This is a genomic window from Mesorhizobium sp. BHbdii (assembly GCF_053848045.1).
Genome location: NZ_JBSPKX010000001.1, coordinates 1,135,433 through 1,156,933, shown reverse-complemented (window position 1 = coordinate 1,156,933; position 21,501 = coordinate 1,135,433). Strand labels below are relative to the sequence as shown.

26 protein-coding genes and 1 other RNA gene are annotated in these 21,501 nt (G+C 62.1%); 10 read left to right on the top strand and 17 right to left on the bottom strand.

All coding sequences use genetic code 11. The features are described from left to right. Window positions 1-84 precede the first annotated feature (84 nt). The gene (locus ACWTU8_RS05645) at window positions 85-1,914 is read left to right on the top strand and encodes an ATP-binding protein (protein WP_455847350.1); all 1,830 of its coding nucleotides are present in this window, start codon (window positions 85-87) and stop codon (window positions 1,912-1,914) included. A 318-nt stretch (window positions 1,915-2,232) separates the two neighbouring features. Here ACWTU8_RS05645 and ACWTU8_RS05640 read toward each other — a convergent pair whose 3' ends face one another. Both ACWTU8_RS05640 and miaA read right to left on the bottom strand, forming a co-directional pair. Then, window positions 2,233-3,024 carry a GGDEF domain-containing protein gene (locus ACWTU8_RS05640; RefSeq protein WP_455847349.1) on the bottom strand — a complete coding sequence of 264 codons (792 nt, stop codon included), beginning with the start codon at window positions 3,022-3,024 and terminating at the stop codon, window positions 2,233-2,235. Between the two features lie 104 nt (window positions 3,025-3,128). Then, window positions 3,129-4,142, bottom strand: coding sequence for a tRNA (adenosine(37)-N6)-dimethylallyltransferase MiaA (gene miaA, locus ACWTU8_RS05635; protein ID WP_455847348.1), 1,014 nt, complete (start codon window positions 4,140-4,142; stop codon window positions 3,129-3,131). Here miaA and serB point away from each other — a divergent pair. Further along, window positions 4,111-5,013, top strand: coding sequence for a phosphoserine phosphatase SerB (gene serB / locus ACWTU8_RS05630; RefSeq protein WP_455847347.1), 903 nt, complete (start codon window positions 4,111-4,113; stop codon window positions 5,011-5,013). The genes miaA and serB overlap by 32 nt on opposite strands. Further along, window positions 5,010-5,573, top strand: coding sequence for a GNAT family N-acetyltransferase (locus ACWTU8_RS05625; RefSeq protein WP_455847346.1), 564 nt, complete (start codon window positions 5,010-5,012; stop codon window positions 5,571-5,573). Before serB ends, ACWTU8_RS05625 begins: the two co-directional genes overlap by 4 nt. Here the strand turns inward: ACWTU8_RS05625 and ACWTU8_RS05620 are convergent, their stop codons facing one another. The 8 genes from ACWTU8_RS05620 to ACWTU8_RS05585 all read right to left on the bottom strand — a co-directional run bounded on the left by ACWTU8_RS05620 (window position 5,574) and on the right by ACWTU8_RS05585 (window position 11,680). After that, the gene (locus tag ACWTU8_RS05620; protein ID WP_455847345.1) at window positions 5,574-5,834 is read right to left on the bottom strand and encodes a pilus assembly protein HicB; all 261 of its coding nucleotides are present in this window, start codon (window positions 5,832-5,834) and stop codon (window positions 5,574-5,576) included. Next, the gene (locus ACWTU8_RS05615; protein WP_455847344.1) at window positions 5,831-6,028 is read right to left on the bottom strand and encodes a PIN domain-containing protein; all 198 of its coding nucleotides are present in this window, start codon (window positions 6,026-6,028) and stop codon (window positions 5,831-5,833) included. Before ACWTU8_RS05615 ends, ACWTU8_RS05620 begins: the two co-directional genes overlap by 4 nt. A 20-nt stretch (window positions 6,029-6,048) precedes the next feature. After that, window positions 6,049-7,563, bottom strand: coding sequence for a DegQ family serine endoprotease (locus ACWTU8_RS05610; protein ID WP_455847343.1), 1,515 nt, complete (start codon window positions 7,561-7,563; stop codon window positions 6,049-6,051). 142 nt (window positions 7,564-7,705) lie between these two features. Continuing rightward, on the bottom strand, window positions 7,706-7,894 hold the full coding sequence (locus tag ACWTU8_RS05605) for a DUF2065 domain-containing protein (RefSeq protein WP_135935716.1): 189 nt from the start codon (window positions 7,892-7,894) through the stop codon (window positions 7,706-7,708). Between the two features lie 6 nt (window positions 7,895-7,900). Further along, window positions 7,901-8,899: a protease modulator HflC gene (gene hflC / locus ACWTU8_RS05600; protein WP_455840348.1), complete on the bottom strand. Its 999-nt coding sequence runs from the start codon at window positions 8,897-8,899 to the stop codon at window positions 7,901-7,903. Then, window positions 8,899-10,002 carry an FtsH protease activity modulator HflK gene (gene hflK / locus ACWTU8_RS05595; protein ID WP_095494705.1) on the bottom strand — a complete coding sequence of 368 codons (1,104 nt, stop codon included), beginning with the start codon at window positions 10,000-10,002 and terminating at the stop codon, window positions 8,899-8,901. The genes hflC and hflK overlap by 1 nt, the downstream gene beginning before the upstream one ends. A gap of 143 nt (window positions 10,003-10,145) precedes the next feature. Next, window positions 10,146-10,664: a dihydrofolate reductase gene (locus ACWTU8_RS05590; protein ID WP_455847342.1), complete on the bottom strand. Its 519-nt coding sequence runs from the start codon at window positions 10,662-10,664 to the stop codon at window positions 10,146-10,148. Beyond that, the gene (locus ACWTU8_RS05585; RefSeq protein WP_455847341.1) at window positions 10,664-11,680 is read right to left on the bottom strand and encodes a DUF4424 domain-containing protein; all 1,017 of its coding nucleotides are present in this window, start codon (window positions 11,678-11,680) and stop codon (window positions 10,664-10,666) included. Before ACWTU8_RS05585 ends, ACWTU8_RS05590 begins: the two co-directional genes overlap by 1 nt. A gap of 129 nt (window positions 11,681-11,809) precedes the next feature. On the opposite strand from ACWTU8_RS05585, the gene cobF reads away from it, so the two are divergent. Continuing rightward, on the top strand, window positions 11,810-12,583 hold the full coding sequence (gene cobF, locus ACWTU8_RS05580; RefSeq protein WP_455847340.1) for a precorrin-6A synthase (deacetylating): 774 nt from the start codon (window positions 11,810-11,812) through the stop codon (window positions 12,581-12,583). A gap of 30 nt (window positions 12,584-12,613) precedes the next feature. On the opposite strand, the gene ACWTU8_RS05575 is transcribed toward cobF, so the two are convergent. The 6 genes from ACWTU8_RS05575 to ACWTU8_RS05550 form a co-directional block, all read right to left on the bottom strand. Continuing rightward, the gene (locus ACWTU8_RS05575; protein ID WP_127211717.1) at window positions 12,614-12,955 is read right to left on the bottom strand and encodes a winged helix-turn-helix domain-containing protein; all 342 of its coding nucleotides are present in this window, start codon (window positions 12,953-12,955) and stop codon (window positions 12,614-12,616) included. Between the two features lie 88 nt (window positions 12,956-13,043). Next, window positions 13,044-14,156 carry a molybdenum ABC transporter ATP-binding protein gene (gene modC / locus ACWTU8_RS05570; protein WP_455847339.1) on the bottom strand — a complete coding sequence of 371 codons (1,113 nt, stop codon included), beginning with the start codon at window positions 14,154-14,156 and terminating at the stop codon, window positions 13,044-13,046. Beyond that, complete coding sequence (gene modB, locus ACWTU8_RS05565; protein ID WP_455840344.1) at window positions 14,153-14,857, bottom strand: molybdate ABC transporter permease subunit; 705 nt, start codon at window positions 14,855-14,857, stop codon at window positions 14,153-14,155. Before modB ends, modC begins: the two co-directional genes overlap by 4 nt. A 14-nt stretch (window positions 14,858-14,871) precedes the next feature. After that, the gene (gene modA / locus ACWTU8_RS05560; protein ID WP_455847338.1) at window positions 14,872-15,669 is read right to left on the bottom strand and encodes a molybdate ABC transporter substrate-binding protein; all 798 of its coding nucleotides are present in this window, start codon (window positions 15,667-15,669) and stop codon (window positions 14,872-14,874) included. 294 nt (window positions 15,670-15,963) lie between these two features. Beyond that, window positions 15,964-16,758: a thymidylate synthase gene (locus ACWTU8_RS05555; protein ID WP_029351381.1), complete on the bottom strand. Its 795-nt coding sequence runs from the start codon at window positions 16,756-16,758 to the stop codon at window positions 15,964-15,966. A 165-nt stretch (window positions 16,759-16,923) separates the two neighbouring features. After that, window positions 16,924-17,235, bottom strand: a complete 312-nt coding sequence (locus tag ACWTU8_RS05550; protein WP_455847337.1) for a DUF2853 family protein — start codon at window positions 17,233-17,235, stop codon at window positions 16,924-16,926. A 170-nt stretch (window positions 17,236-17,405) separates the two neighbouring features. Between ACWTU8_RS05550 and ssrA the strand changes: the two genes are divergently transcribed. Together ssrA and ACWTU8_RS05540 are read left to right on the top strand one after the other, a co-directional pair. Then, window positions 17,406-17,764, top strand: a transfer-messenger RNA (tmRNA) gene (ssrA, locus tag ACWTU8_RS05545). Window positions 17,765-17,853: 89 nt separating this feature from the next. Then, the gene (locus ACWTU8_RS05540; protein WP_455847336.1) at window positions 17,854-18,024 is read left to right on the top strand and encodes an AAA family ATPase; all 171 of its coding nucleotides are present in this window, start codon (window positions 17,854-17,856) and stop codon (window positions 18,022-18,024) included. Window positions 18,025-18,272: 248 nt separating this feature from the next. Here ACWTU8_RS05540 and ACWTU8_RS05535 read toward each other — a convergent pair whose 3' ends face one another. Then, window positions 18,273-19,478: a multidrug effflux MFS transporter gene (locus ACWTU8_RS05535; protein ID WP_455847335.1), complete on the bottom strand. Its 1,206-nt coding sequence runs from the start codon at window positions 19,476-19,478 to the stop codon at window positions 18,273-18,275. 170 nt (window positions 19,479-19,648) lie between these two features. Between ACWTU8_RS05535 and ACWTU8_RS05530 the strand changes: the two genes are divergently transcribed. The 4 genes from ACWTU8_RS05530 to ACWTU8_RS05515 all read left to right on the top strand — a co-directional run bounded on the left by ACWTU8_RS05530 (window position 19,649) and on the right by ACWTU8_RS05515 (window position 21,499). Further along, window positions 19,649-20,338, top strand: coding sequence for a TetR/AcrR family transcriptional regulator (locus ACWTU8_RS05530; protein WP_455847334.1), 690 nt, complete (start codon window positions 19,649-19,651; stop codon window positions 20,336-20,338). A gap of 118 nt (window positions 20,339-20,456) precedes the next feature. Further along, a complete protein-coding gene (locus tag ACWTU8_RS05525; protein ID WP_029351388.1) occupies window positions 20,457-20,987 on the top strand; it encodes an SspB family protein in 531 nt (176 codons plus the stop codon). A gap of 18 nt (window positions 20,988-21,005) precedes the next feature. Further along, complete coding sequence (locus tag ACWTU8_RS05520) at window positions 21,006-21,251, top strand: DUF4169 family protein (protein ID WP_455847333.1); 246 nt, start codon at window positions 21,006-21,008, stop codon at window positions 21,249-21,251. 20 nt (window positions 21,252-21,271) lie between these two features. Next, complete coding sequence (locus ACWTU8_RS05515) at window positions 21,272-21,499, top strand: ribbon-helix-helix domain-containing protein (protein ID WP_029351392.1); 228 nt, start codon at window positions 21,272-21,274, stop codon at window positions 21,497-21,499. The last annotated feature ends 2 nt before the right edge of the window (window positions 21,500-21,501 follow it).

Genomic DNA, 21,501 nt, shown 5'->3' with positions numbered 1-21,501 from the left:
TGCTCTTACACCATCCGACCTCACCCCAGCTTAACCCCGTCGATGTAAGGTCGATCGCCTGGGGAAATGGGAAACAGCCTGTCCATGTTCGTCGACCGCGAAGCCTCCGTCGGAGAGCCGACATTGCAGGAGCGCCGCAAGGCGGAGCAGAGCGACAAGCGCATTCTGGGCAATGTCGTCCAGTGCGACGGCGCGCGCGCCACCATAAGCGCCTATGCCGCCGATGTCGAAGGCACGGTCACCGGCCATTGGAGCGTCGGCAAGATGATCTCCATCAACCTTGGCGCCACGCGAACCGTCGGCCTGGTCTACGAGATCGGCAAGTCGGATCGCGCCTGGAGCAATGCGGGCCAGAACCCAATCGAGGTCAGTATCGAGCTCATCGGCGAGGTGCGCGACGGCGCCGAGCCCGGCACCAAACCGATTTTCGACCGCGGTATCACCACCTATCCGCATATCGGCGCCATCGCCCACCGCATCCGCAGCCGCGACTTGCAGGCGGTCTATGATCTCGCCGGACGTCATTCGATTACCATCGGAACGCTGTCACAGGATGAGGCGATCGACGCCAACATCGCCATTGACGACACGCTGGCGCGCCATTTCGCCATTGTGGGCACCACCGGCGTCGGCAAATCCACCGCCGTCTCGCTGCTTTTGCGCAAATCGATCGCCGCTCGACCCGACCTGCGCGTTCTCATCCTCGATCCGCACAACGAGTTCGCCGCGTCCCTGCCCGAGCACTGCGTCAGGGTCGATTCGACAACGCTGGACCTGCCCTTCTGGATGTTCAAGCTCGAGGAATTTGCCGAAGTGCTGTTTCGCGGGCGCGAGACCGTGCCGGAAGAGGTCGATGCTTTGCGCGATCTCATTCCCGCAGCCAAGAACCTGTATCGCAACCCGAATTCCGGCACCTATCTCAGGCGTGGCACTGATACACTGACCGCGGACACCCCGGTGCCCTATCGCGTTGTCGATCTTATCAAGCAGATCGACGAGCGCATGGGACTGCTGGAAAGCAAGAACGACCGCCCCACCCTCAAATCGCTGAAGTCGCGCATCGAATCGGCAGCCTCGGATCCGCGCTACCGCTTCATGTTCAATTCGCGGCTGATCGAAGATACCATCCACGAGACGATCGGCAATATTTTCCGCGTGCCGCATCACGGGCGCCCGGTGACCTGCTTCGAGATGGCCGGCATGCCGTCGGAAGTGGTCAATTCCGTCTGTTCGGTGCTGGCGCGCCTGGCCTTCGACCTTGCACTGTGGAGCGAAGGCCGGCTGCGGCTGCTTTTGCTGTGCGAGGAAGCACACCGCTATATGCCGGCCGATCCGCGCCTTGGTTTTGCGCCGACCCGACACGCGCTGTCGCGCATCGCCAAGGAAGGCCGCAAATATGGCTGTTATCTCGGCATCGTCACCCAGCGCCCGGGCGAGCTCGATCCCACCATCCTGTCGCAGTGCTCGACCTTTTTCGCTATGCGGCTTGCCAATGAGCAGGACCAGGCGATCATCCGCTCGGCGATCGCCGATTCCTCGGCCTCGACGCTGGCATTCCTGTCTTCGATGGGCCAGCGCGAAGCCATCGCCTTCGGTGAGGGCGTGGCAACGACCATGCGGCTGAAGTTCGAGAAAATGTCCGATGACCTGATTCCAGGCACGGCCAAGCGCGAGGAAGCCTTGCCGTCCGAAACCGGCAATGATGTCGACCTGGTGGCGATCGTCGAAAGGCTGCGCAACGTACCGAAATCGCAGCAGGCGATGGCCTTCGCCGAAGTCGTGGATTCCGCCCGACAGGCCGGTGACCCCAACTACCGAAAGCCACCCGTCCCGCGCGTCCAACCCGACGACGATTTCGACATGCGTTATGGCTTGAAACCCGCAACCTTCGGCCTGCGCCCGCAGAACGATTGAGCCGGCGACGGTGAAAGTCTCCATGGATCCAGCGCCCTGCGCGCTTGAGATACCGGGCAAGCTTTCCCTGCTTGGGTAAATCCCGTCAGGAAATTCGTCAGGCTGAGCCGGATGGTGTCGTTTTCGAGAACCGGAGCGGAGTGGACATTCAGTCCACGAGCACGCGCATGACCCCAAAATCGTGATCGTTTTTCGGAAAGGATCATGCGCAAAATCAAGATGCTACAGCGTCCTTTGCGAGTCCAAAGGACGCGCGGCGCTGTAGTAGCGCAGAAAACGGCATCAGGCGGCCAGCCTCACGAATTTAGTGACGGGATTTTAGGCGCAGACGCGGTTTCGGCCTTGCCTCTTGGCCTCATACAGCTGGCGGTCGGCGCGGCGATAGAACTCTTCGGCGGTTTCCTTACGGTCCCAGACGGCAAGGCCGACGCTCGTGGTGATCTTTAGGCGGACATTGCCTGACAGAATCGACATGTTGGCAATCGCCTTGCGGATGCGCTCGGCGAATTTGGACAGAAGTTCGGCGTCCATGTTGGGCGTGACCACTGCGAACTCCTCGCCACCCAGACGCGCCGCCACATCGTGATAGCGTGTCATGTCCTTGAGACAGCTGGCGACCGCCCGCAACACCTCGTCACCAACATCATGGCCGTGGGTGTCGTTGACCTGCTTGAAATGGTCGAGATCAAGGATCATCAGCCCGACCGGCTTCTCGATGCGGCGGAATTCCTCGAGATATTCCTTCAGTGCGTCATCGAAATAGCGCCGGTTCTGCATACCGGTCAGGCTGTCGGTCAGCGCCGCATGTTCCAGCGTTTCCGAACGGGCGCTGAGCGAAACCGTCATGGCGCGCAGCTTGCCTTCTTCTGTCGCCTGCTTGCGGATCAGCGGATAGATGAAGAAAATGCCGAAGAACAGGGCAGTTGCCAAAAGAACGCCGGTCCCAAACAGCAGCTTGTTGAGATAGATGATCTTGTCGACCCTTGCGGGTGTATGAACGTCTTCGGCGAAGGCCTGCAGAAGCCCATAGGCGTGAAGCGTCACTAGGCCGGCGGCCAGGATCACGAATATAAACACGAAAAAGGCTGATTCCGCCTTGTGAAAACGCATCTGCTCCCCGTTGGAAAATTCCCAAAGACGTTATGGCATGGACGGGCTTACGGAGGGTTAATTAGGACAACTTCGACGGGAAGTCTCCCCTCAAAATCAACTTTTCAGGTTGCACTGGAAAGGGGATCCGAGATCGTGGATTCCACACGATCACCAGGGCGCAATCTCATCCATTCCGGACCCAACTGATGCCTGAACCAGGTCGCCTGGCGTTTGGCATATTGTCGCGTCGCGATCTTCGCGCGCTCGATCGCTTCGGGGAAACTCAACTCGCCGGCCATTGCGGCCTGGAGTTCGCGAACGCCGATCGCTTTCATCGCCGGCAAGTCGGGATCGAGGCCAAGGTCGCTCAGCCGCCTGACCTCGTCGAGCGCGCCCTTCTCCAGCATGCGGTCGAACCGCGCCTCGATCCGCTCCACCAGCTCCGCTCGGTCCGGTTCGATCACAAAGAAACGCGTGCTGGCCCTGTCGATCAGCGGCCGGCCGCGCGCCGCCTGCCATTCCAGGATGGAACGGCCCGATGCCTCGAGCACCTCCAGCGCCCGCACGATGCGCTGGCCGTCGGTCGGCTTCAGCATCATGCCAGCCGCGGAATCTTCGCGCAGCAGGATGCGGTGCAGCTTGGCTGCGCCCTGCTCCTGGAGTTCGTAACGCCAGCGATCACGGATCGACTGCGGAATGTCGGGCATTTCCGAAATGCCTTCCGCAAGCGCCCGAAAATAAAGCCCAGTACCACCGACGAAAATTACCGGCCGTTCGAGGAACGTGCCGACCCGCCGTTCCAAGAACGCACCGTCGTCGATGAGCTTCATCACATCACGCAGCCAGGCGCCGGTGGAATATGCGGTGGAGGGATGGACATGTCCGTAGAGGAAATGCGGGACCCGAGCGAGTTCGGCAGCAGTCGGCCGCGCCGTCAGCACGTCGAGCACCGAATAGACTTGCATGGAATCGGTGTTGACGATGACGCCGCCATTGCGCTCGGCGAGGTCGACCGCAAGGGCGGACTTGCCGCTGGCGGTCGGCCCGGCTATCAGGATCGCGTTCTTAACGCGGCCCTCGCCCGCCTGCCTGCCGGAATTTTCGATGCCCCCGCTTGCCACGCCCTTGGTCGCCACGCTTGTGTCCCATCCCGCCGGCCGCGCATTGTCGCCGGCGCTTGCGAATATGGTGTCACGGTCGGTTGGCGCAAGCACTGTTCGCTGGCTGGCCGAAGGCATCGCCTGCGAATTCGCTTTGCCCGAGGCGGCCGAAGCCGTTGAAACGACCGCCGGCCTGCGCGCCGTGCTCGCACCCGAACCGGTCGACGTGATCGTCCAGCAGGCCGAGGGAAGGCGGAAGAAAATCCTCATCGCCGATATGGATTCGACTGTTATCGACCAGGAGTGCATCGACGAGCTTGCCGACGAGATCGGCGTCAAGGATTACGTCGCCGCCATCACGGCGCGATCGATGAATGGCGAGATCGCATTCGAGCCGGCCTTGCGCGAGCGGGTGGCGCTGCTGAAAGGCCTCGACGCTGCCGTGGTCGACCGCGTCATCGCCAACCGCTTGACGCTGGCCTCCGGCGGCCGCGCACTTGTCCAGACCATGCGGGCCTATGGCGCATGGACTGCACTCGTGTCGGGTGGCTTCAACGTCTTCACCTCACGCATCGCCGCTGTGCTCGGCTTTCAGGAGAACCGCGCCAACCGCCTGATCGAGCAGGACGGCCACTTCACCGGGCTGGTGGCCGAGCCGATCCTGGGGCGTGCCGCCAAGGCCGATGCGCTGCTCGAGATTTCGGCGCGACTCGGGCTGACGACCGCCGACGCCATTGCTGTCGGCGATGGCGCCAACGACCTCGACATGATCCGCCTAGCCGGCACCGGTGTGGCACTTCATGCCAAACAGGTCGTGGCGGCGGAGGCAAAATTCCGCGTTGACCACGGCGACCTGACGGCGCTGCTCTATCTGCAGGGCTACCGGCGGGAGGAATTTGTGGAGTGACGCCGATCCGCACCGAGCGCCTGATCCTGCGCAACTGGGAGGATCGCGACCGTGAGCTCTTCTACCGCATCAATTCCGACGAACGCGTCATGGAATTCTTTCCATTTCGCCGCGACCGCGCTGCCGCGGACGCCAAAATGGACGAGTTCCGCGCCTGGATCGCCGAGGATGGCTACGGTTTCGCTGCCGCCGAGATATTTGAAACGCGCCAATGCATCGGCTTCGTCGGCCTCCTCGACACCGATCATTTGCCCTTCCTGCCTGCCGGCACAGTCGAGATCGGCTGGCGGCTGGCGCCCGAATTCTGGGGCCATGGCTATGTCACCGAGGCAGCCGAGGCGTGGCTCGCCTATGGCTTCGAAACGCTTGGCCTCGACGAAATCGTGTCCTTCGCCGTTAGGGATAACAGCCGTTCCACAGCCGTCATGAAGCGCCTGGGCATGATCGCCGACCCGGCCAGCGATTTCGACCACCCCGGCATTCCGGACAGCCATGCCATACTCAAGCGGCATGTGTTCTACAGGCTGACAGCCAAGGATTGGCAAAAAAACCGGCCCTGATCAGTGCTTGTCAAACGGAAGCTCGTCGCCGGGTTGCGGCGGTTTGACGCCGACGCGATCGAGCACTTTAGCGAAATCATCGCCTGATGCATCACCAGCCCGTCGACGTAGGAAATCGGCCGCTGTCTCCATGGCTCCAACCTTTTGCGCCACGGCCGAAGCGATCCGCTGGTTCAGCGACACCCCATCAGCCTTTGCCAGACGTGCAGCCGCCTCCTTGATCGACAAGGGAAGTTTCAACGGATAGGTCGCCTTGCTCATGTTCGAAATCCTTCCAACAATTCGGCGGGACTGATGACCGGAACTTCAAAACGGCCTGCCGCAGACACAAAATCGCGGCGATTGTTAGTGACCAATGCGTCTGCCCGACCATTGATCGCTGCCTCAAGCACCATCTCATCCTTCGGATCACTCAACTGCGGGCGCCAGAGAAAGTGCAGTTCGACCTCTGCCAAGACAGCAAAGCCGGCCGGACTCAGTCCATCCGGATCGTCACAAACCGCAATTCGCCGGTCTTCGACGCCAGCATCAGCAGCGCGTTCTTGCGTCCCTGCTCCTTCAACGCAGCAATCCGGTCCATGACATCCTTGGGCGTGGCGACCGATTCCTGAGCGATCTCGGTGATCACCTCGCCGGCCTGGATGCCACGTTCGGCAGCGGCCGAGTCCTTCGTGACTTCGGTGATGACGACGCCGGAGACTTCGGCGGCGATGCCGAATTTCGTCCGCGTCTCGTCGTTGAGCTCGCCAACGGTCATGCCGAGCACGGAAGCCGTCGAAACGGCGGGCGCGTCGTCGCCATTATCCTTGCCGGCGGTGCCATTCTCGCCGCTGGCAAGCTTTTCGCCATCTTCGAGCCGGCCGAGCGTCACCTTCACGGTCTGCTCGACACCCTTTCGCACGATGACCACGTCGACAGCCTTGCCGACCGTGCTTTCCGCGACGACGCGCGGCAGGTCGCGCATTTCATTGACGTCCCTGCCGTCGAACTTGATGATGACGTCGCCCGCCAGGATGGTGCCGTTGTCGACCGGCCCGCCCTTGATGACGCCAGCGACCAGCGCGCCCTTAGCGGTGGCCATGCCGAGGCTTTCGGCAATGTCGTCCGTCACCGGCTGGATGCGCACGCCGAGCCAGCCGCGCCGCGTCTCGCCGAATTGGCGGAGTTGGTCGACGACGCCCAACGCAAGCTGCGAGGGAATGGAAAAGCCGATGCCGATCGAGCCGCCGGACGGCGAGATGATCGCCGTGTTGATGCCGATCACCTCGCCGTCGCTGTTGAACAGCGGTCCGCCGGAGTTGCCTCGGTTGATCGCGGCATCGGTCTGGATGAAGTCGTCATAGGGACCGGAATTGATGTCGCGGTTGCGGGCCGAGACGATACCAACCGTCACGGTGCCGCCAAGGCCGAACGGATTGCCGATCGCCATCACCCAGTCACCGACACGCATCTTGCTGGAATCGCCGAATTTCACCGCCGTCAGTTTGTGCCCTTTCGGATCGACCTTCAGCACCGCCACGTCGGTCTTGGTGTCGGTGCCGACCAGCGTCGCCTTCAGCGTCACGCCGTCGGAGAAATTCACCTCGATGTCGTCGGCATCGGCGATCACGTGGTTATTCGTCACCACGATACCCTGCTCGGCGTCGACCACGAAGCCGGAGCCCAGCGACTGCACCTTTTGCGAGGGGTTGCCCTGTTCGCCGGGACGGTTCTTGAAGAAATCGTCGAAGAAATCCTGGAAGGGCGAGCCCTCCGGAAGCTGCGGCATCGGCACCGCGCCCGGGCCCTCCGTGCCCTTCACCCTCTGCGAGGTCGATATGTTGACCACGGCGCCGAGCAGGCCCTGCGCGAGATCGGCGACCGAAGCCGGGCCGTCGGCGGCGGCCGCAGGCGTCACCAGCGACGGGATCGTAGCGGCGCCGATAAGAAGTGCTGCAGTACCCACGGTGAACGTCCGCCGCGCCGCGCGCAAAAACCTGTTGGATCTCATCGAGAAGTCTCCCGGTGTCTCTGAAAAGAAATGCGCTCGCCGAAAACGCTGCGTCGAACCATGTTGGCAAGAAATACGGCACGTTTGCGGCTATGGCTATCGGCCGAGGATAAATCCTCCGTTATCCCGAAATCATAAATCGTCATCCACCCCGCACCAGCCAGACGAGGCCGACGCCAACGGCGATGGCAACTAGCCCGGCGATCCGCAGCGCATTCTCCGGCATCGACAGAACTTCGCCGGCAAGTTTCTTGGCGAGGCCGGGAAAGCCGCCATAGACCAGGCCCTCTACCACGAGAACCAAGCCTATTGCCGCCAGAAAATCCTGCACCGGCCGTTACTGGCCGATGCCTGGCTGCGCTGCCGGTGCAGCAGGTGCTGCGGGCGGCGCTGCCGGCGTGTCCGCGCCGGCGGGCGCCGGTGCAGCAGGTGCTGCGGGCGACGCTGCCGGCGCAGCCGCGCCGGCGGGGTTGCGGAAGAAACGGAAGAATTCCGAATTCGGCGACAGCACCATCGTCGTCCCGGTATTGTCCAGCGCCGTGCCGTAGGCATTCATCGACCGGTAAAAGTCGAAGAAGGCTGGATCGCGCTGGTAGGCATTCGCGAAGGTGGCGCTGCGTTGAGCTTCGCCTTCACCGCGCAGGATTTCAGACTCTCTCCGTGCCTCGGCGACGATCTCCACCACTTCGCGGTCGGCGCGCGCCCTGATGCGTTGCGCCGCCTCGTTGCCGCGCGCCCTCAGCCGCTCGGCTTCGGCCAGACGCTCAGCCTTCATGCGGTCATATGTCTGTTGCGAGACTTCCGCCGTCAAATCGGTTCGGCGAATGCGGACATCCTCGATTTGCAGGCCGAGCGACGTGGCGTCGGGCCTCAGCTGGTCGCGCACTTCACGCATCATCACGGCTCGCTCTTCCGAGAGCGCCGCCTCGAAGTCGCGCAAACCGTAAACCCGACGCAAGGCGGCGTCGAGACGCGTTCTCAACCGTGCCTCGGCCAGTTCGATCTGGCCGGATACCGCGGAGCGGAACACGCGCGGATCCGAGATCCGATAAGCGATGAAGGCGTCGACCTCATAGAACTTGCCGCCTGAAACCTGGACGCGGATGTTGTCGAGGTCGAAGCGTAGCACCCTGTTTTCGATCAACTGCACGCTGTCAGCGTCGAAGAAGGCGAACGGCGCCTTGAAATAGATGCCCGGCTGGCTCTTGACGTCTACGATTTCGCCGAACCTGAGCACCAGCGCCTGCTGTCGCGCATTGACAACGAAGACCGACGAATAGAGCAGGAACAGGATAACCGCGGCGATGACGGCGATGATGGGAAGACGGTTGGCCATCACTGGGTTCCTCCGAGGACCGGCGCCGGCGCCTTCTGCTGCAATGCAGGCAGCGGCAGATAGGGAACGACCCCTGGTCCGCTGCCTTGCTCGATAATGACCTTGCTGGAGTCCTTCAGAACCCTCTCCATCGTTTCCAGATAAAGCCGCTGGCGCGTCACATCCGGCGCCTTGGCGTATTCGTCATAGACCGAGATGAAGCGCTGCGCCTCGCCTTCGGCCTCCTGCACGACCCGGTTCTTGTAGCCGGCCGCCTCCTCGCGGATCTGTGCGGCCTCGCCGCGCGCCTGGCCGAGCTTCTGGTTGGAATACTGGTTGGCCTGCTCGACAAACTTGTCTTCGTCCTGTTCGGCGCGCTGCACCTCGTCGAACGCGTCGGCCACTTCACGCGGCGGTGCGGCATCCTCGATCGAAATCGCGTTGACGTTCAGGCCGGCCCTGTAGCCGTCCAGCGTCGTCTGGATGATTTCGCGCACGGACGCCGCAATGCCCTCGCGATCGTCGCGGAAGATGTCCTGCGCCGGCCGCCGACCGACAGCCTCACGCATGGCGCTTTCGGCGACTTGCCGCAGCATGCCGTCTGGATCGGACACGTCGAACAGATAGGCCCTCGGATCGGAGACCTGATAGGCCACAGAGAACTGGACGTTGACGATGTTCTGGTCGCCCGAAAGCATCAGACCTGAACCATTGCCGGAGGCCGTGCCGCCGCCGATGTTAACGAGTTGTTCGGCAATGTTGGCCGTCTCGACCGTCTCAATGGGCCACCAATGGAAATGCAGGCCTGGCTGCGAGAACTCCGCCTTTGGCACGCCGAATCTGAGTTCGACCGCAACCTCGTCGGGCTGCACGGTATAGACCGCCTTGAACGCCCACAGCACCACAAGCGCCGCCGCGATCAGCCCGAATACGGCAGGGCTGGCGCCACCGCCACCCGGCAAAGCACGACGCAACCTGTCCTGGCCGCGTCGGATGATATCTTCAAGATCGGGAGGCGAGCCCTGCGGACCGCTAGGCCCCTTTGGTCCCTGCCCCCAGGGTCCTGGATTGTTGCCGCCGCCCCATGGGCCGCCGCCTCCGCCGCTCTTGTCATTCCAGGGCATGAATGTCCTTTCGCTCCCTCACGCGCCGGCCTGACGACGCAAAAATCCAACGTTGTTCTTCTATAGGGATGCGACGGCACGCTTTCAACGCGATCGGTCGTCGTCACCGCCCGTTTTGGACCGTCGCGACCCTTTATCGCCTCTCAATGCACGTCGCGGCGTCGCTCGTAAACCGAATAGCGTGTCGCATGGGTATCCTTTTCACCGGCCGGAACGTCCTGCGAGCGGACAATGCGCCACAAATCCGGGTCTATCGGCGGGAAATGCGCGTCGCCGTCGACCGCGGCAAGGATATGGGTGACATGCAAGCGATCGGCCAGCGGTAGCGCCTGGGCGTAGATCTCGCCGCCGCCGATAACGCAGATTTCGTCGGCGCCGGCCATGCAGCGCCCGCGCACCTTCGCCAGACTGATCGCCTCGTCGAGCGAATGCACGACTTCGACGCCCTCGGCGCGCCAGGCCTTGTCACGGGTCACCACGACGTTGAGCCGGCCTGGCAGAGGCCGGCCGATGCCTTCATAGGTCTTGCGACCCATGATGATAGGTTTGCCCATCGTATCGGCCTTGAACCGCTTGAGATCGCTGGAAAGCCGCCACGGCAAACCACCATCGCGCCCGATCACGCCGTTTTCGGCGATGGCGACATAGATCGCGACGTCCATCAGCCGCCGCTCCCGCCATCGTCGTCCGAAGGCACCAGCAGCAATATGTCGATATCGTGCTCAGGGTAGAAATTTTCTGCCGTGATCTCGAAACGGGTCGGTCCGACTTTCCTGACGTTTTCGCCACAGAACGAGACCAGGTTCTTTGGATCGCCCTTGTCGACGGTCAGCTTGAACTTGCCGATGGCGCCCGTCGCCCAGTTACCGCCCGTGGTCAGGATATAGGCGATGCGGTTCTCGAAATATTTCGGAGTGCCGTCGGGATTGTTCTTCGCTGCCTTGCGGATCGCGTTCTCGAACGTGTCGTCCATGCAGTATCGGGTCTTGTAGGCGGCGTATTGGCCCTGGAACTGGCCATCGTAGAAGAAGCTGACCGAGGACGTACCGCCGACGCTGGGTTTGTAGCGGTGGGCGACGTGGACTGCCTTATTGGCTGGAAAGGTCGAGCGCCACCAGTAGGTCGAGCGCAATTGCCAGAACGGCACATAGACGGTCTTCATGCCCGAACCGTCGTCGGCGGTGTCCTCGATGATGATGCCGCGATCGACCCAGTCGTCGGCAACCGCCTGCGGCAGCTTTGCCAAAACCGCCCTGGCCGCATCGCCGAACGGGTAGAGCGGCACGTTTTGCGCCTTCAACTCGGCGCTGATGTCGATGCCGAGCGCAAATGCCTTCTGCTCGAGCTGCGGCTTTGCCGCCACGCCGTCGATCGTCACCTCGAAGCCCAGGAAATTGTCGCTCTGCCCGTCGGGGATCGCCGGCATCTCGTTCGGATCGCCTTCGATGTCAGGCATCGGAAAAGCAACGATCGCGTCGACATCCTTGTCGGTGTTGTTTCGGAAGACATAATCGACCGTCACCTTTTCCGGCGAGATGTAGAGGTCCTCACTCTCCATGGCGACCGCGTCGCTGCGCGACAGGATCAGGCCGCCCGTTCCCAATTCGGCAATCGAATCATTGGCGAATACGGGCGTGGCCGAGAGCGCCAGCGCTGCGGTCAGAACATAACGGAACATGGAAGCTCCCTTGGCGAGATGCCGGTATGACTCTAGCCGTTTCAATGTGGAGTTTCAAAGCCCTTCCGCGCTGGCGCACATGCCATGGCTCTCTGGACACCGACGTTCCGATCGGGCAGGAGTTCGCCCATGCGCAAGCTTCTCGTCATCGGCATCGGCGCCGGCAATCCCGACCACATGACCGTGCAGGCCATCGGCGGCTTGAACCGCGCCGACGTGCTGTTCATTCCCGACAAGGGCGAGAAGAAGAACGACCTCGCCGAACTGCGCCGCCAGATCTGCGACCGATTCGTCACCAACCCAAACTCACGTCGCGTCGAATTCGACGTGCCAGTGCGGGCCGAGCCAGCGCCCTCCTATCGCTCGACCGTCGATGACTGGCACGAGGCGATCGCCGCGATCTATGAAAGCCTGATCCGCGACGAGCTCTCGCAAGATGGCTGCGGCGCCTTCCTGATCTGGGGCGATCCCTCGCTCTACGACAGCGCGCTGCGCATACTGGAGCGTGTGCGCATGAGAGGCAATGTCGGGTTCGAGCTCGAGGTGATCCCCGGCATCACTGCCGTCCAGGCGCTCGCCGCCAGCCACAAGATGGCACTGAACCGGATCGGCGACGCGGTTCAGATCACCACCGGGCGCCGGCTTACCGAAGAAGGTTTGCCCGACAATGCCGGCAGCACCGTCGTCATGCTGGACGGCAAATGCGCCTTCGACTCGCTGGATGACAGGGATCTCCTCATCCACTGGGGCGCCTATCTCGGCACGCCCGACGAGATTCTCATTTCCGGCCGCCTTGGCGACGTCGGCGACGAGATCGTGAAGACCCGCGACGAGGCCCGCCGGAAAAAAGGCTGGATCATGGACACTTATCTGCTGCGCAAGCCCGGCGAGCCGGAGGAATAGGCTCGGCCGGTACAGAATCCATCATCGACCTCACCCGGCATCGATCTCCGCCTGTAGTGCCTCCATATGCGCCGCCGCCGCGGAAGCCGCAGCCCGTTCGATGGCGCGAAAGCGGCTGACAACCGCAAGCCCCACCGGCGTCAACTGGGCGCCGCCGCCCTTTTTCCCTCCGGTCTGCGCCGCGACCAGCGGCTTACCGAACACCCTGTTCATGTCCTCGACGAGATCCCAAGCGTGTTTGTAGGACATTTCCATGCCGCGCGCCGCCGCCGAGATCGATCCGAAGGCGGCGATCTGCTCGAGAAGCTCGATCTTGCCCGGTCCGATGCGACCGCCCGGATCGAGGTTTATACGCAAGCTCAGCGACGGCATTTGCTCCTCCGCAGTCACGCCACGTCCATTTTAGAAGCTCTCGGCGATACCGCTATTCCAAAATGATATAGCGACAATCATCCGTCTGTCATCCATCCGCCTCGACAGGCAGGCCGGCGCTCGTATTCGCCTGGTCGAAGCTTACCGTCTTGACCACCGCGTATGCTTTTCGACCGAGCCGAAGTTTCAGCGTCTGTCGCGATTGCTCGGTGATCCGGGCAAGCACGGTTGCGCCATTGCAGTCTATGCCGATCTCGACCGTAGGCCCCTCGCCCGGCTCTATCGCAACGATCCTGCCCGGCAGAATGTTGAGCGCGCTGAGACCCGTCGGCTGTTCGATGGCGATCATCACATCGCGGGCACGGATGCGGATGCGCACCGGCGCACCCACCGGCACTGCCAGAAGCGGCACGCGGATGTCGCCCGCCGCCGAGCCAAGCACGGTCATGCCAAAGACTTCGTCGTGGCGCAGCACCGCAGTATCCAGCACCGCTCCCCCCTCGCCGCGCTCTTCTGCCGGCAACAGGTCGAGCCGCTGCATGATCGCTCCGGTCGGGCCGCAAGCGGCGACTTTGCCTTGCGCCAGTACAACGACGTCGCTTGCCAGCCGCGCCACTTCCGAGATCGAATGGCTGACATAGACGATCGGGATTTTCGTCTCGTCGCGCAGCCGCTCGATGTAAGGCAGGATTTCTGCCTTTCGGGCGTCGTCGAGCGAAGCCAGCGGCTCGTCCATCAGCAACAACCTTGGACTAGCGAGAAGCGCCCGGCCGATTGCCACGCGCTGTTTCTCGCCGCCGGAAAGCTTCGCCGGCCGCCGGTCGAGCAAAGGACCGATGCCGAGCAGGTCGACAACGGCATTCATGTCCGCGTAGCGTTCCGCCGCCGGCGTGAACCAGCGGCCGTAACGCAGATTGCTGGCCACGCTCATATGCGGAAACAGCCGCGCATCCTGGAACACCATGCCGATGCGGCGCTTGTGCTTCGGCACGAACAGGCCCGCATCCGTATCGACCAGCACGCGGCCGTCGGCCTCGATCCGCCCCTTCTCGGGCCGGATTAATCCGGCAATCATGTTGATCAGCGTCGTCTTACCGGAGCCCGAGGGCCCGAACAGCGCGGTCAGCCGCCCGGCGCTCCCGAAGCGGACGTCGAGCCCCAAGTCGCCAAGCCGATGGGTGATATCGAGCGCTACCGTCATTCGATATCCATCCGCTTGCCGACGCGCCGCGCCAGAATCTCCGACGCGACAAGTGCTGCCATCGAGATGACGATCGAGATCAGCGTCAGCCTGAGCGCGCCGGCATCGCCGCCCGGCACCTGCGTGAACGTGTAGATCGCCGACGGCAGTGTCTGCGTCTCGTTTGGGATGTTGGAAACGAAGGTGATCGTTGCGCCGAATTCGCCCATCGCCTTGGCGAAAGACAAGATCGCGCCGGTAATCAGGCCGGGCAGGATCAGCGGCAGAGTGATCGTCCCGAACACCCACAGCGGATTGGCGCCAAGCGTTCCGGCCGCCGCCTCGATTCTGCGGTCGACCGCCTCGATCGACAGCCGGATCGCCCGCACCATCAGGGGAAAGCCCATGACGGCGCAGGCCAGTGCGGCACCTGTCCAGCGAAAGGAAAAAACGATGCCGAAATGCTCGGCCAGAAACGCCCCGGCCGGGCCGCGCCTGCCGAAGGAGAGCAGCAGCAGATAGCCGATAACCACCGGCGGCAGGATCAACGGCAGATGCACCAGCCCATTGAGCAGCGTCTTGCCCCAGAATTGTCCACGGGCGAGCACAAGCGCGATCAATATGCCGGGCGGCAGGCTGGCGATCATCGCCACTGTCGCAACCTTGATCGACAGCCGGACCGCATTCCATTCGTCGGGAGTGAGATCCAGCAGCCAGTTCATCTTTTTGGCGTGCCTCAGTTGCTCGGCGTAAGGACCGTAAAACCTTGCGCCTTGAAGATCTCGCCTGTCTTGGCGGATTGCAGGCATTCCAAAAATGCCGGCGCATCCTTGTCCGTCGAATCCGCGATCTGGGCAACCGGGTAGACGATCGGCGGGTGCGAATCCTCCGGGAGGGTGCCGATCACCTTGACGCCGGGCTCGGCGTGCGCGTCGGTGGCGTAGACGATGCCGAGTGCTGCTTCGCCGGTCGAGACCAGCTTGAGCGCTGCGCGCACATTCTCGGCCTGTGCCACCTTGCCTTCGATCGAGGACCAGACGCCGAGCGATTCAAGTGCGGCCTTGCCATATTTGCCGGCCGGCACCGCTTTGAAATCGCCCATGGCAAGCCTGCCGTCGCCGATCAGCCCGGCAAGATCGAAACCCTTTTCGATCCTGGTTTCGACCGACGAATCCTTCGGCGCCACCAGCACGATCTGGTTGCCGAGCAACTTCACTTCGGTATCCGGCTTGGTCAGCTTTTTGTCGGACAGATATTTCATCCAGTCGAGGTCGGCTGAGATGAAGACATCGGCTGGCGCGCCGCCCTCGATCTGCTTGGCCAAGGCGGAGCTTGCCGCATATGAAATGGTTGCCACCTCGCCGACATCGGCCTCGCAGGCGGTGTTCACGGCGTCCAGGGCGTTCTTCATGCTTGCCGCGGCGAAGACGATCAGTCTGTCATCCGCATGGGCAACCGGCATGGCGGCGATCAACATCGCTGTCAGGCCGCCAATGGCAGCCGCCTTCAATCCGAAACCGTTGCGCACCAGCATGAACTCTCCTGGGACTTGAAAAATCCGATTGTCGCGCCTGCCAATCGATATATCCATCTGAATATAACAAGGGAAGGGCTTTTGCCAGACTTAGCCCGAACAATGGCCCAGCCAATGGCCCCGCCAATGGCATTGCGTGTTGCCGCCACCGCTCACGATAAATAGCGGTGCATACAGCGCAACGTTGCAGGCTGACGTGGATCAAGCATCGGATACGATACTCGCGGCGGACGACCCAGCACCGCCACCGAGCAATTTCGAGACAGGGTAAAGTAGAAGCCCGATGTTTGCGGCTCACACCGCGATGGGAGCCTTGATCGTCGCATCGGCGAGGTAGTTTTCCAGCCGAAAATCCTCGAAGCGGAAGGCAAAGAGGTCCTTCACCTCCGGATTTATCCACAGCGTCGGCAGCGCCTTGGGCGTGCGCCGCAACTGTTCGCGCGCTTGCTCGAAATGGTTCGCGTAAAGATGCGCGTCGCCCAGCGTGTGGACGAAATCGCCGGGCTTCAGCCCCGTCACCTGCGCCACCATCAAGGTGAGCAGCGCATAGGAAGCGATGTTGAACGGCACGCCGAGAAAGATATCGCCGGAACGCTGATAGAGCTGGCAGGAAAGCCTGCCTTCCGAGACATAGAACTGGAACAGGCAATGACAGGGTGGCAGCGCCATGGCTTCCACTTCGGCCGGGTTCCACGCCGAAACGATCAGCCTTCGGGAATTTGGATTCTTGCGTATCTCCTTCAAGAGATTGGCAATCTGGTCGATGGTGCCACCATGGCCGTCCGGCCAGGAGCGCCATTGCTTGCCATAGACCGGGCCGAGGTTGCCATTCTCATCGGCCCATTCGTCCCAGATCGAGACGCCGTGGTCGTTGAGGTATTTGATGTTGGTGTCGCCGGCCAGAAACCACAGAAGTTCATGCACGATCGACTTCAGGTGAAGCTTCTTGGTGGTGGTGACCGGGAAGCCGCGCGCAAGATCGAAGCGCATCTGGTAGCCGAATACCGAGCGCGTTCCGGTGCCGGTGCGGTCGCCGCGATCGGCGCCGTTTTCCAGCACGTGCTTCAAGAGGTCGAGGTACTGGCGCATTGGCTTCGGCTCGATTCGGGGGCTCGATTCGGGTTACCGGCCATCATAACCGACTGGCTGCTGGCCGAATATATCAAAGCGCAGAATCTTCAGACAAGACACTCGCGGCCATGCTCTGGGCTGGCGCGGGAATCGCGCCAGCATCCGCCGATGCAGGATGATTGTTCAGAGGCTGGCGAGCTTACCCAGATCCTTGGCGACTAGGTAATAGAACGTCACGCGGCTCTTGGTGTTGTCGGCCTCCATCGCCTTGCAAGTCTTTTCGATGGCCGCGTCCGCCTTGCTGGCGTCGGCTATGCCCAGCTTTTTGGCAACCCAGTTGGCCTTGACGCGATCGAGTTCCTTGGGATCCGTGCAGGACACCAGCGAGGAATCCCGATTCCTGAGCGCAATGCCCAAATGCTTCACGATCTTGGCGACCGCGTCGGCATCTGCCGCGGCGTCGTACTTCTTCACGTCTGCAAGATAATCGGCCATCAAAATTCCCCTCGTCAGCGCCACGGGATCCGGTCGATGAGGGTCGTGGCGCGCTGCAGCAAAATGTGCGCTAAGTCGGTAACTCCTCACCGCCGCAAGCTTCGGTTGAGACGGTTGACAAGTCAAGCCTTCGCGAGGCTGTTTGACCACAGCGACAAAGCATCAATTGAGGCCTTTCATTTTCCACGATCGGTCCCTATATCTGTTTGGTCGGCTCGACCGACTATGGCGATAAACAGGCGATGAAATAAGCCGTTCGGACCCGGGGGCGGTACCCGGCGCCTCCACCAAAAACCGCTGTTATCGAGGAGCGGCTTTTGCTGGGGGCGAAATAGGATCGACGAAGGTGTAAAGATCGTACTTTTGCCCGGCATTGTACCACCGTTATCGGGCTAAACTTATAGTTGCCAACGACAACTATGCGGAAGCACGTCTCGCCGCGTAAGCGGTGCGATAGCTTCAATTCAAGCCCTAGTGGTTCGCACTTCTAGGCGGGGTTCGGAGGTACCTGGCAACAGAAACCTCCACTTTTCCCCTTCGATTCCACCTCTTCGATACGATAACGGCAGCAGGCTTGCTGGCCGCGCTTCTTGCGCTATGCCCCTTCGCGACGCTGTCTTGCTGTCCTGGGAGCTGCGCTCCTATCGAGCCGCCGTCGAAAAGAACGGTCCCGTCTTCTTCGATCGCGGCGTGCCGGACACTCTTGGTTATCTGCGCCTCACTGGCCTGCCGGTGCCCGACCACATCAGGAATGCCGCCAACGCTTCCGCTACGCCAGTCATGTCTTGATCGCCCCGCCATGGCGCGAGATTTTTTGGCAAGATTGCGAGCGAAGGCAGCCCCCGACGAAGCCGAACGCACCTATCACGCGCTGGCCAGCATCTACACCGAATTGGGCTATGAACTGGTCCCGTTGCTCTTGGCGCCGCTCGAGGCGCGACTGCGATTATCTTGGCCGAGGCGGGCTTGCAGCCTGAGCCCAGACGTGAAAAAGGCCGGGAATGACCCGGCCTTTTCATGCTCTCGCTGGAAAGCATCTACTCTGCCGGCGCTTCGACAACCTCCCGCCCACGGCCAAGCGTCACCTTGGCCAGCACGAACGAGATCACCGCGCAAAGCGTGATGCCGGTCACCATCGGCAGCGGCGTGCCGTCGAAGAACACGCCGGCGATGCCCATGGCGACCGCACCGATCGCGAAGTGCAGCGTGCCCATCAGCGCCGAGGCCGTGCCGGCGATCGCGCCATGCTCCTCCATGGCCAGCACCGAAGTCGTCGGGATCACCAGGCCGAGGAACCCGTAGCCGACGAACAGCAGCACCGCCATCACGTCGAGCCGGTCGACGCCGGACGCCATCACCGCGAACAGCACCACCATCGTCGTCGCATAGCCGACCACCGCGACCCGCACCACGGGCCTTAGCCCGAACCGTTCGGACAGCACCCCCGTCAACTGCGACATGCCGATGAAGGCGACCGCGTTGATCGAGAAGAACACGCTGTAGACCGACGGCGACAGCCCGTAATGGTTGATCAGGATGAAGGAGGAGCTCGACAGATAGACGAAGAAGCTCGCGATCCCGAAGCCGCCGATAGACGCCAGGCCGAGGAAGTTGCGGTCGCCCATCAGGAAGCGATAGGCCGTGAGCGCGGTGCCGAACGAACTGCCTGCACGCGCGTCGACCGGCCGCGTCTCCTTGAGCGAGGTCGCCAGCAAGATGGTGGCGAGCACCGCCCCACCCGTTACCGTCCAGAACACGGCACGCCAGCCGAAATTCTCGATGATCACGCTACCGGTCAGCGGTGCCAAGATAGGCGACACCGAAAACACCAGCATCAAGAGCGACATCAGCTTGGCAGCGTCGGTGCCGGTGTGGAGGTCACGCACGATGGCGCGCGGCACCGCCATGCCTGCGCTGGCGCCGAGCCCTTGCAGGAAACGGAAGGCGATCAGCCATTCGATCGAGGGAGCGAGCGCCGAGCCGATGCCGCCGACCATGAACAGTGCGAGGCCGCCATAGAGCGGCAGCTTGCGCCCGACCATGTCGGAGATCGGTCCGACGACGATCTGGCCAAACCCCATGGACAGGAAGAAGATCAGCAAACTCATCTGCACGGCAGCGGTGCTGGCCTGCAGATCCGCGCCGATCGAAGGCAGCGCCGGAAGATACATGTCGATGGCAAACGGACCGATGGCGGTCAACAGGCCGAGCACGATCGCGATGCGGAGGAATTGGGGACTCATGATAGCAGGCTTCTTTCAAATCTGGTTGCCGCCGCGGGCCGGCGTGTAATGCAAAGGACGCTCCATCCCATGAAATTCCGACTTCTTATGCGGAGCGAAATCTCTTTCAGGGAAAGTCCAGAAATTTAGACACTCTTGTCTAATTCGTCAATCACCTCTATATAGTTTTCATGAAGGCCAGCGTTTCTCCTGACACCATCACGCCACGGGGCCACGAGGCCAAGCGCGTCTCCATCATGGACGCAGCCGGGGAGGTGTTCTGCCGCGAAAGCTTCGCCGGCGCCAATATCGACATGATTGCCGCCGAGGCCGGCGTTTCGCGCCAGACGATCTACAATCACCATGGCGACAAGGAGAAACTCTTCGTCGCCATCGTCCGCGACCTCACCGAGCGCTGCAATGCCGGCATCTTCGCCACCATTTCCACCTTTCCGGACCAGCCGAAGGACCTCGAGGCCGATCTGATCGCTTTTGCTGTGCGCATGAACCGCAACTGTATCTGCAACCGCGACGGAAAATTCCTGCGCAAGCTGATCCAGACCGAGGGCGAGCGCTATCCCGAGCTCTTTGCCGAATGGCGCGAACAGGGACCGGGCAGGACATGGCCGGCGATCGCCGCCCGTTTCGCCCGCCTCGCCCATGCCGGTTTCCTCGACATCGAGGACCCCGACGTCGCGGCGCGCCAGTTCCTCGCCCTTGCCAATGCCGAATTGCAGACCACCTTCATGCTTGGCGGCACGCCGACCGATGACGAGGTGCTGCAATCGGCGACACATGGCGTGCGCACCTTCCTGCGCGCCTTCGGCAAGCGGCAGCCGGCGGCCGACGCGCAAAAGCACAGCGCGCTCGCTGGCGCCTGAGCGATCAAATCTGAGGCATGCCCTCTCGCATCTGCGCTGCCGACGTCTATATCCGGTTTACGCCGCGCTCAAGCTTGATTACAGCTATGCGGACGATTCAACGGAACCCGACAGCCACATGGCCGACGACCACATCCGCTACGACATTCTGGCCCAGGAGGCATTGCGCGGCGTCATGCGCAAGGTCCTGGCCGAGGTCGCGCGCACCGGCCTTCCCGGCAACCATCATTTCTTCATCACTTTCCTGACCGGCGCCCCGGGCGTGCGCGTATCTTCCCGCTTGCGCGAGCGCTATCCCGAACAGATGACCATCGTCATCCAGTTCCAGTATTGGGACCTCAAGGTGACCGACACCGGCTTCGAAGTCGGGCTGTCTTTCTCCGACGTGCCGGAAAAGCTGGAAATCCCGTTCTCGGCCGTGCGCGGCTTTTACGACCCGTCCGTCAATTTCGAGCTCGAATTCGACGTGAGGACGGAGACCTCGGCAGAAGAGGAACTGGGCGGCCAGCCCGCTTCCGAACCGCTGGCCGTCGTCGCCGAGAAAAAGCCTGAGAAGAAGAAGGCCGCAGAGGCTGAAAAGAAGCCTGCCGCGGCCGACGCCGCAAAAGGCGCCGAAGTGGTGTCGCTCGACGCCTTCCGCAAGAAGTGATCCGACGGGCCGCACGACATGGCCGACATCGTCAATCTCCGCCAGGCCCGCAAGCAGAAGGCACGAGCCGAGAAGGGGCGCCTGGCCGAACAGAACCGGACGCTGCACGGCCGTTCCAAGGCCGACCGGGAGCGTGACCGTCTGATCGCCGACAAGGCAGAAAAGTTTGTCGCCGGCCATCGCCGCGAAGCCTCGGGCGATCCGGATTCCCCGGATATCGGACCGAAAAGTGCGCCGCGGTTTTCGGATAAATCCGATGCTTGAAGTGAAATGAGTCACGTCCGGTGAGCCCGGTCGAGAAACGCTCGGTGACCATTCGCGGCCATCGCACCAGCTATTCGCTCGAAAAGCCGTTTTTCGACGACCTCGTCGCCATCGCGGTCGCGCGCAAACTGACGCTCGCCGCCCTCGTCGCCGAAATCGACGAGGCCCGGCCGCGCGATGCCAACCTGTCCTCGGCGCTCAGGCTCTACGTCTTGGATTGGGCGAAGCGAAAGATGAAACCAGTCTAGGT

Coding starts and splice junctions, on each gene's coding strand:
- ACWTU8_RS05645 (WP_455847350.1), top strand. CDS start 85: ATGTTCGTCGACCGCGAAGCCTCCGTCGGAGAGCCGACATTGCAGGAG.
- ACWTU8_RS05640 (WP_455847349.1), bottom strand. CDS start 3,024: ATGCGTTTTCACAAGGCGGAATCAGCCTTTTTCGTGTTTATATTCGTG.
- serB (WP_455847347.1), top strand. CDS start 4,111: ATGCCCCCGCTTGCCACGCCCTTGGTCGCCACGCTTGTGTCCCATCCC.
- ACWTU8_RS05620 (WP_455847345.1), bottom strand. CDS start 5,834: ATGAGCAAGGCGACCTATCCGTTGAAACTTCCCTTGTCGATCAAGGAG.
- ACWTU8_RS05610 (WP_455847343.1), bottom strand. CDS start 7,563: ATGAGATCCAACAGGTTTTTGCGCGCGGCGCGGCGGACGTTCACCGTG.
- hflC (WP_455840348.1), bottom strand. CDS start 8,899: ATGGCCAACCGTCTTCCCATCATCGCCGTCATCGCCGCGGTTATCCTG.
- hflK (WP_095494705.1), bottom strand. CDS start 10,002: ATGCCCTGGAATGACAAGAGCGGCGGAGGCGGCGGCCCATGGGGCGGC.
- ACWTU8_RS05590 (WP_455847342.1), bottom strand. CDS start 10,664: ATGGACGTCGCGATCTATGTCGCCATCGCCGAAAACGGCGTGATCGGG.
- ACWTU8_RS05585 (WP_455847341.1), bottom strand. CDS start 11,680: ATGTTCCGTTATGTTCTGACCGCAGCGCTGGCGCTCTCGGCCACGCCC.
- cobF (WP_455847340.1), top strand. CDS start 11,810: ATGCGCAAGCTTCTCGTCATCGGCATCGGCGCCGGCAATCCCGACCAC.
- ACWTU8_RS05575 (WP_127211717.1), bottom strand. CDS start 12,955: ATGCCGTCGCTGAGCTTGCGTATAAACCTCGATCCGGGCGGTCGCATC.
- modC (WP_455847339.1), bottom strand. CDS start 14,156: ATGACGGTAGCGCTCGATATCACCCATCGGCTTGGCGACTTGGGGCTC.
- modB (WP_455840344.1), bottom strand. CDS start 14,857: ATGAACTGGCTGCTGGATCTCACTCCCGACGAATGGAATGCGGTCCGG.
- modA (WP_455847338.1), bottom strand. CDS start 15,669: ATGCTGGTGCGCAACGGTTTCGGATTGAAGGCGGCTGCCATTGGCGGC.
- ACWTU8_RS05555 (WP_029351381.1), bottom strand. CDS start 16,758: ATGCGCCAGTACCTCGACCTCTTGAAGCACGTGCTGGAAAACGGCGCC.
- ACWTU8_RS05550 (WP_455847337.1), bottom strand. CDS start 17,235: ATGGCCGATTATCTTGCAGACGTGAAGAAGTACGACGCCGCGGCAGAT.
- ACWTU8_RS05535 (WP_455847335.1), bottom strand. CDS start 19,478: ATGAGTCCCCAATTCCTCCGCATCGCGATCGTGCTCGGCCTGTTGACC.
- ACWTU8_RS05530 (WP_455847334.1), top strand. CDS start 19,649: ATGAAGGCCAGCGTTTCTCCTGACACCATCACGCCACGGGGCCACGAG.
- ACWTU8_RS05525 (WP_029351388.1), top strand. CDS start 20,457: ATGGCCGACGACCACATCCGCTACGACATTCTGGCCCAGGAGGCATTG.
- ACWTU8_RS05520 (WP_455847333.1), top strand. CDS start 21,006: ATGGCCGACATCGTCAATCTCCGCCAGGCCCGCAAGCAGAAGGCACGA.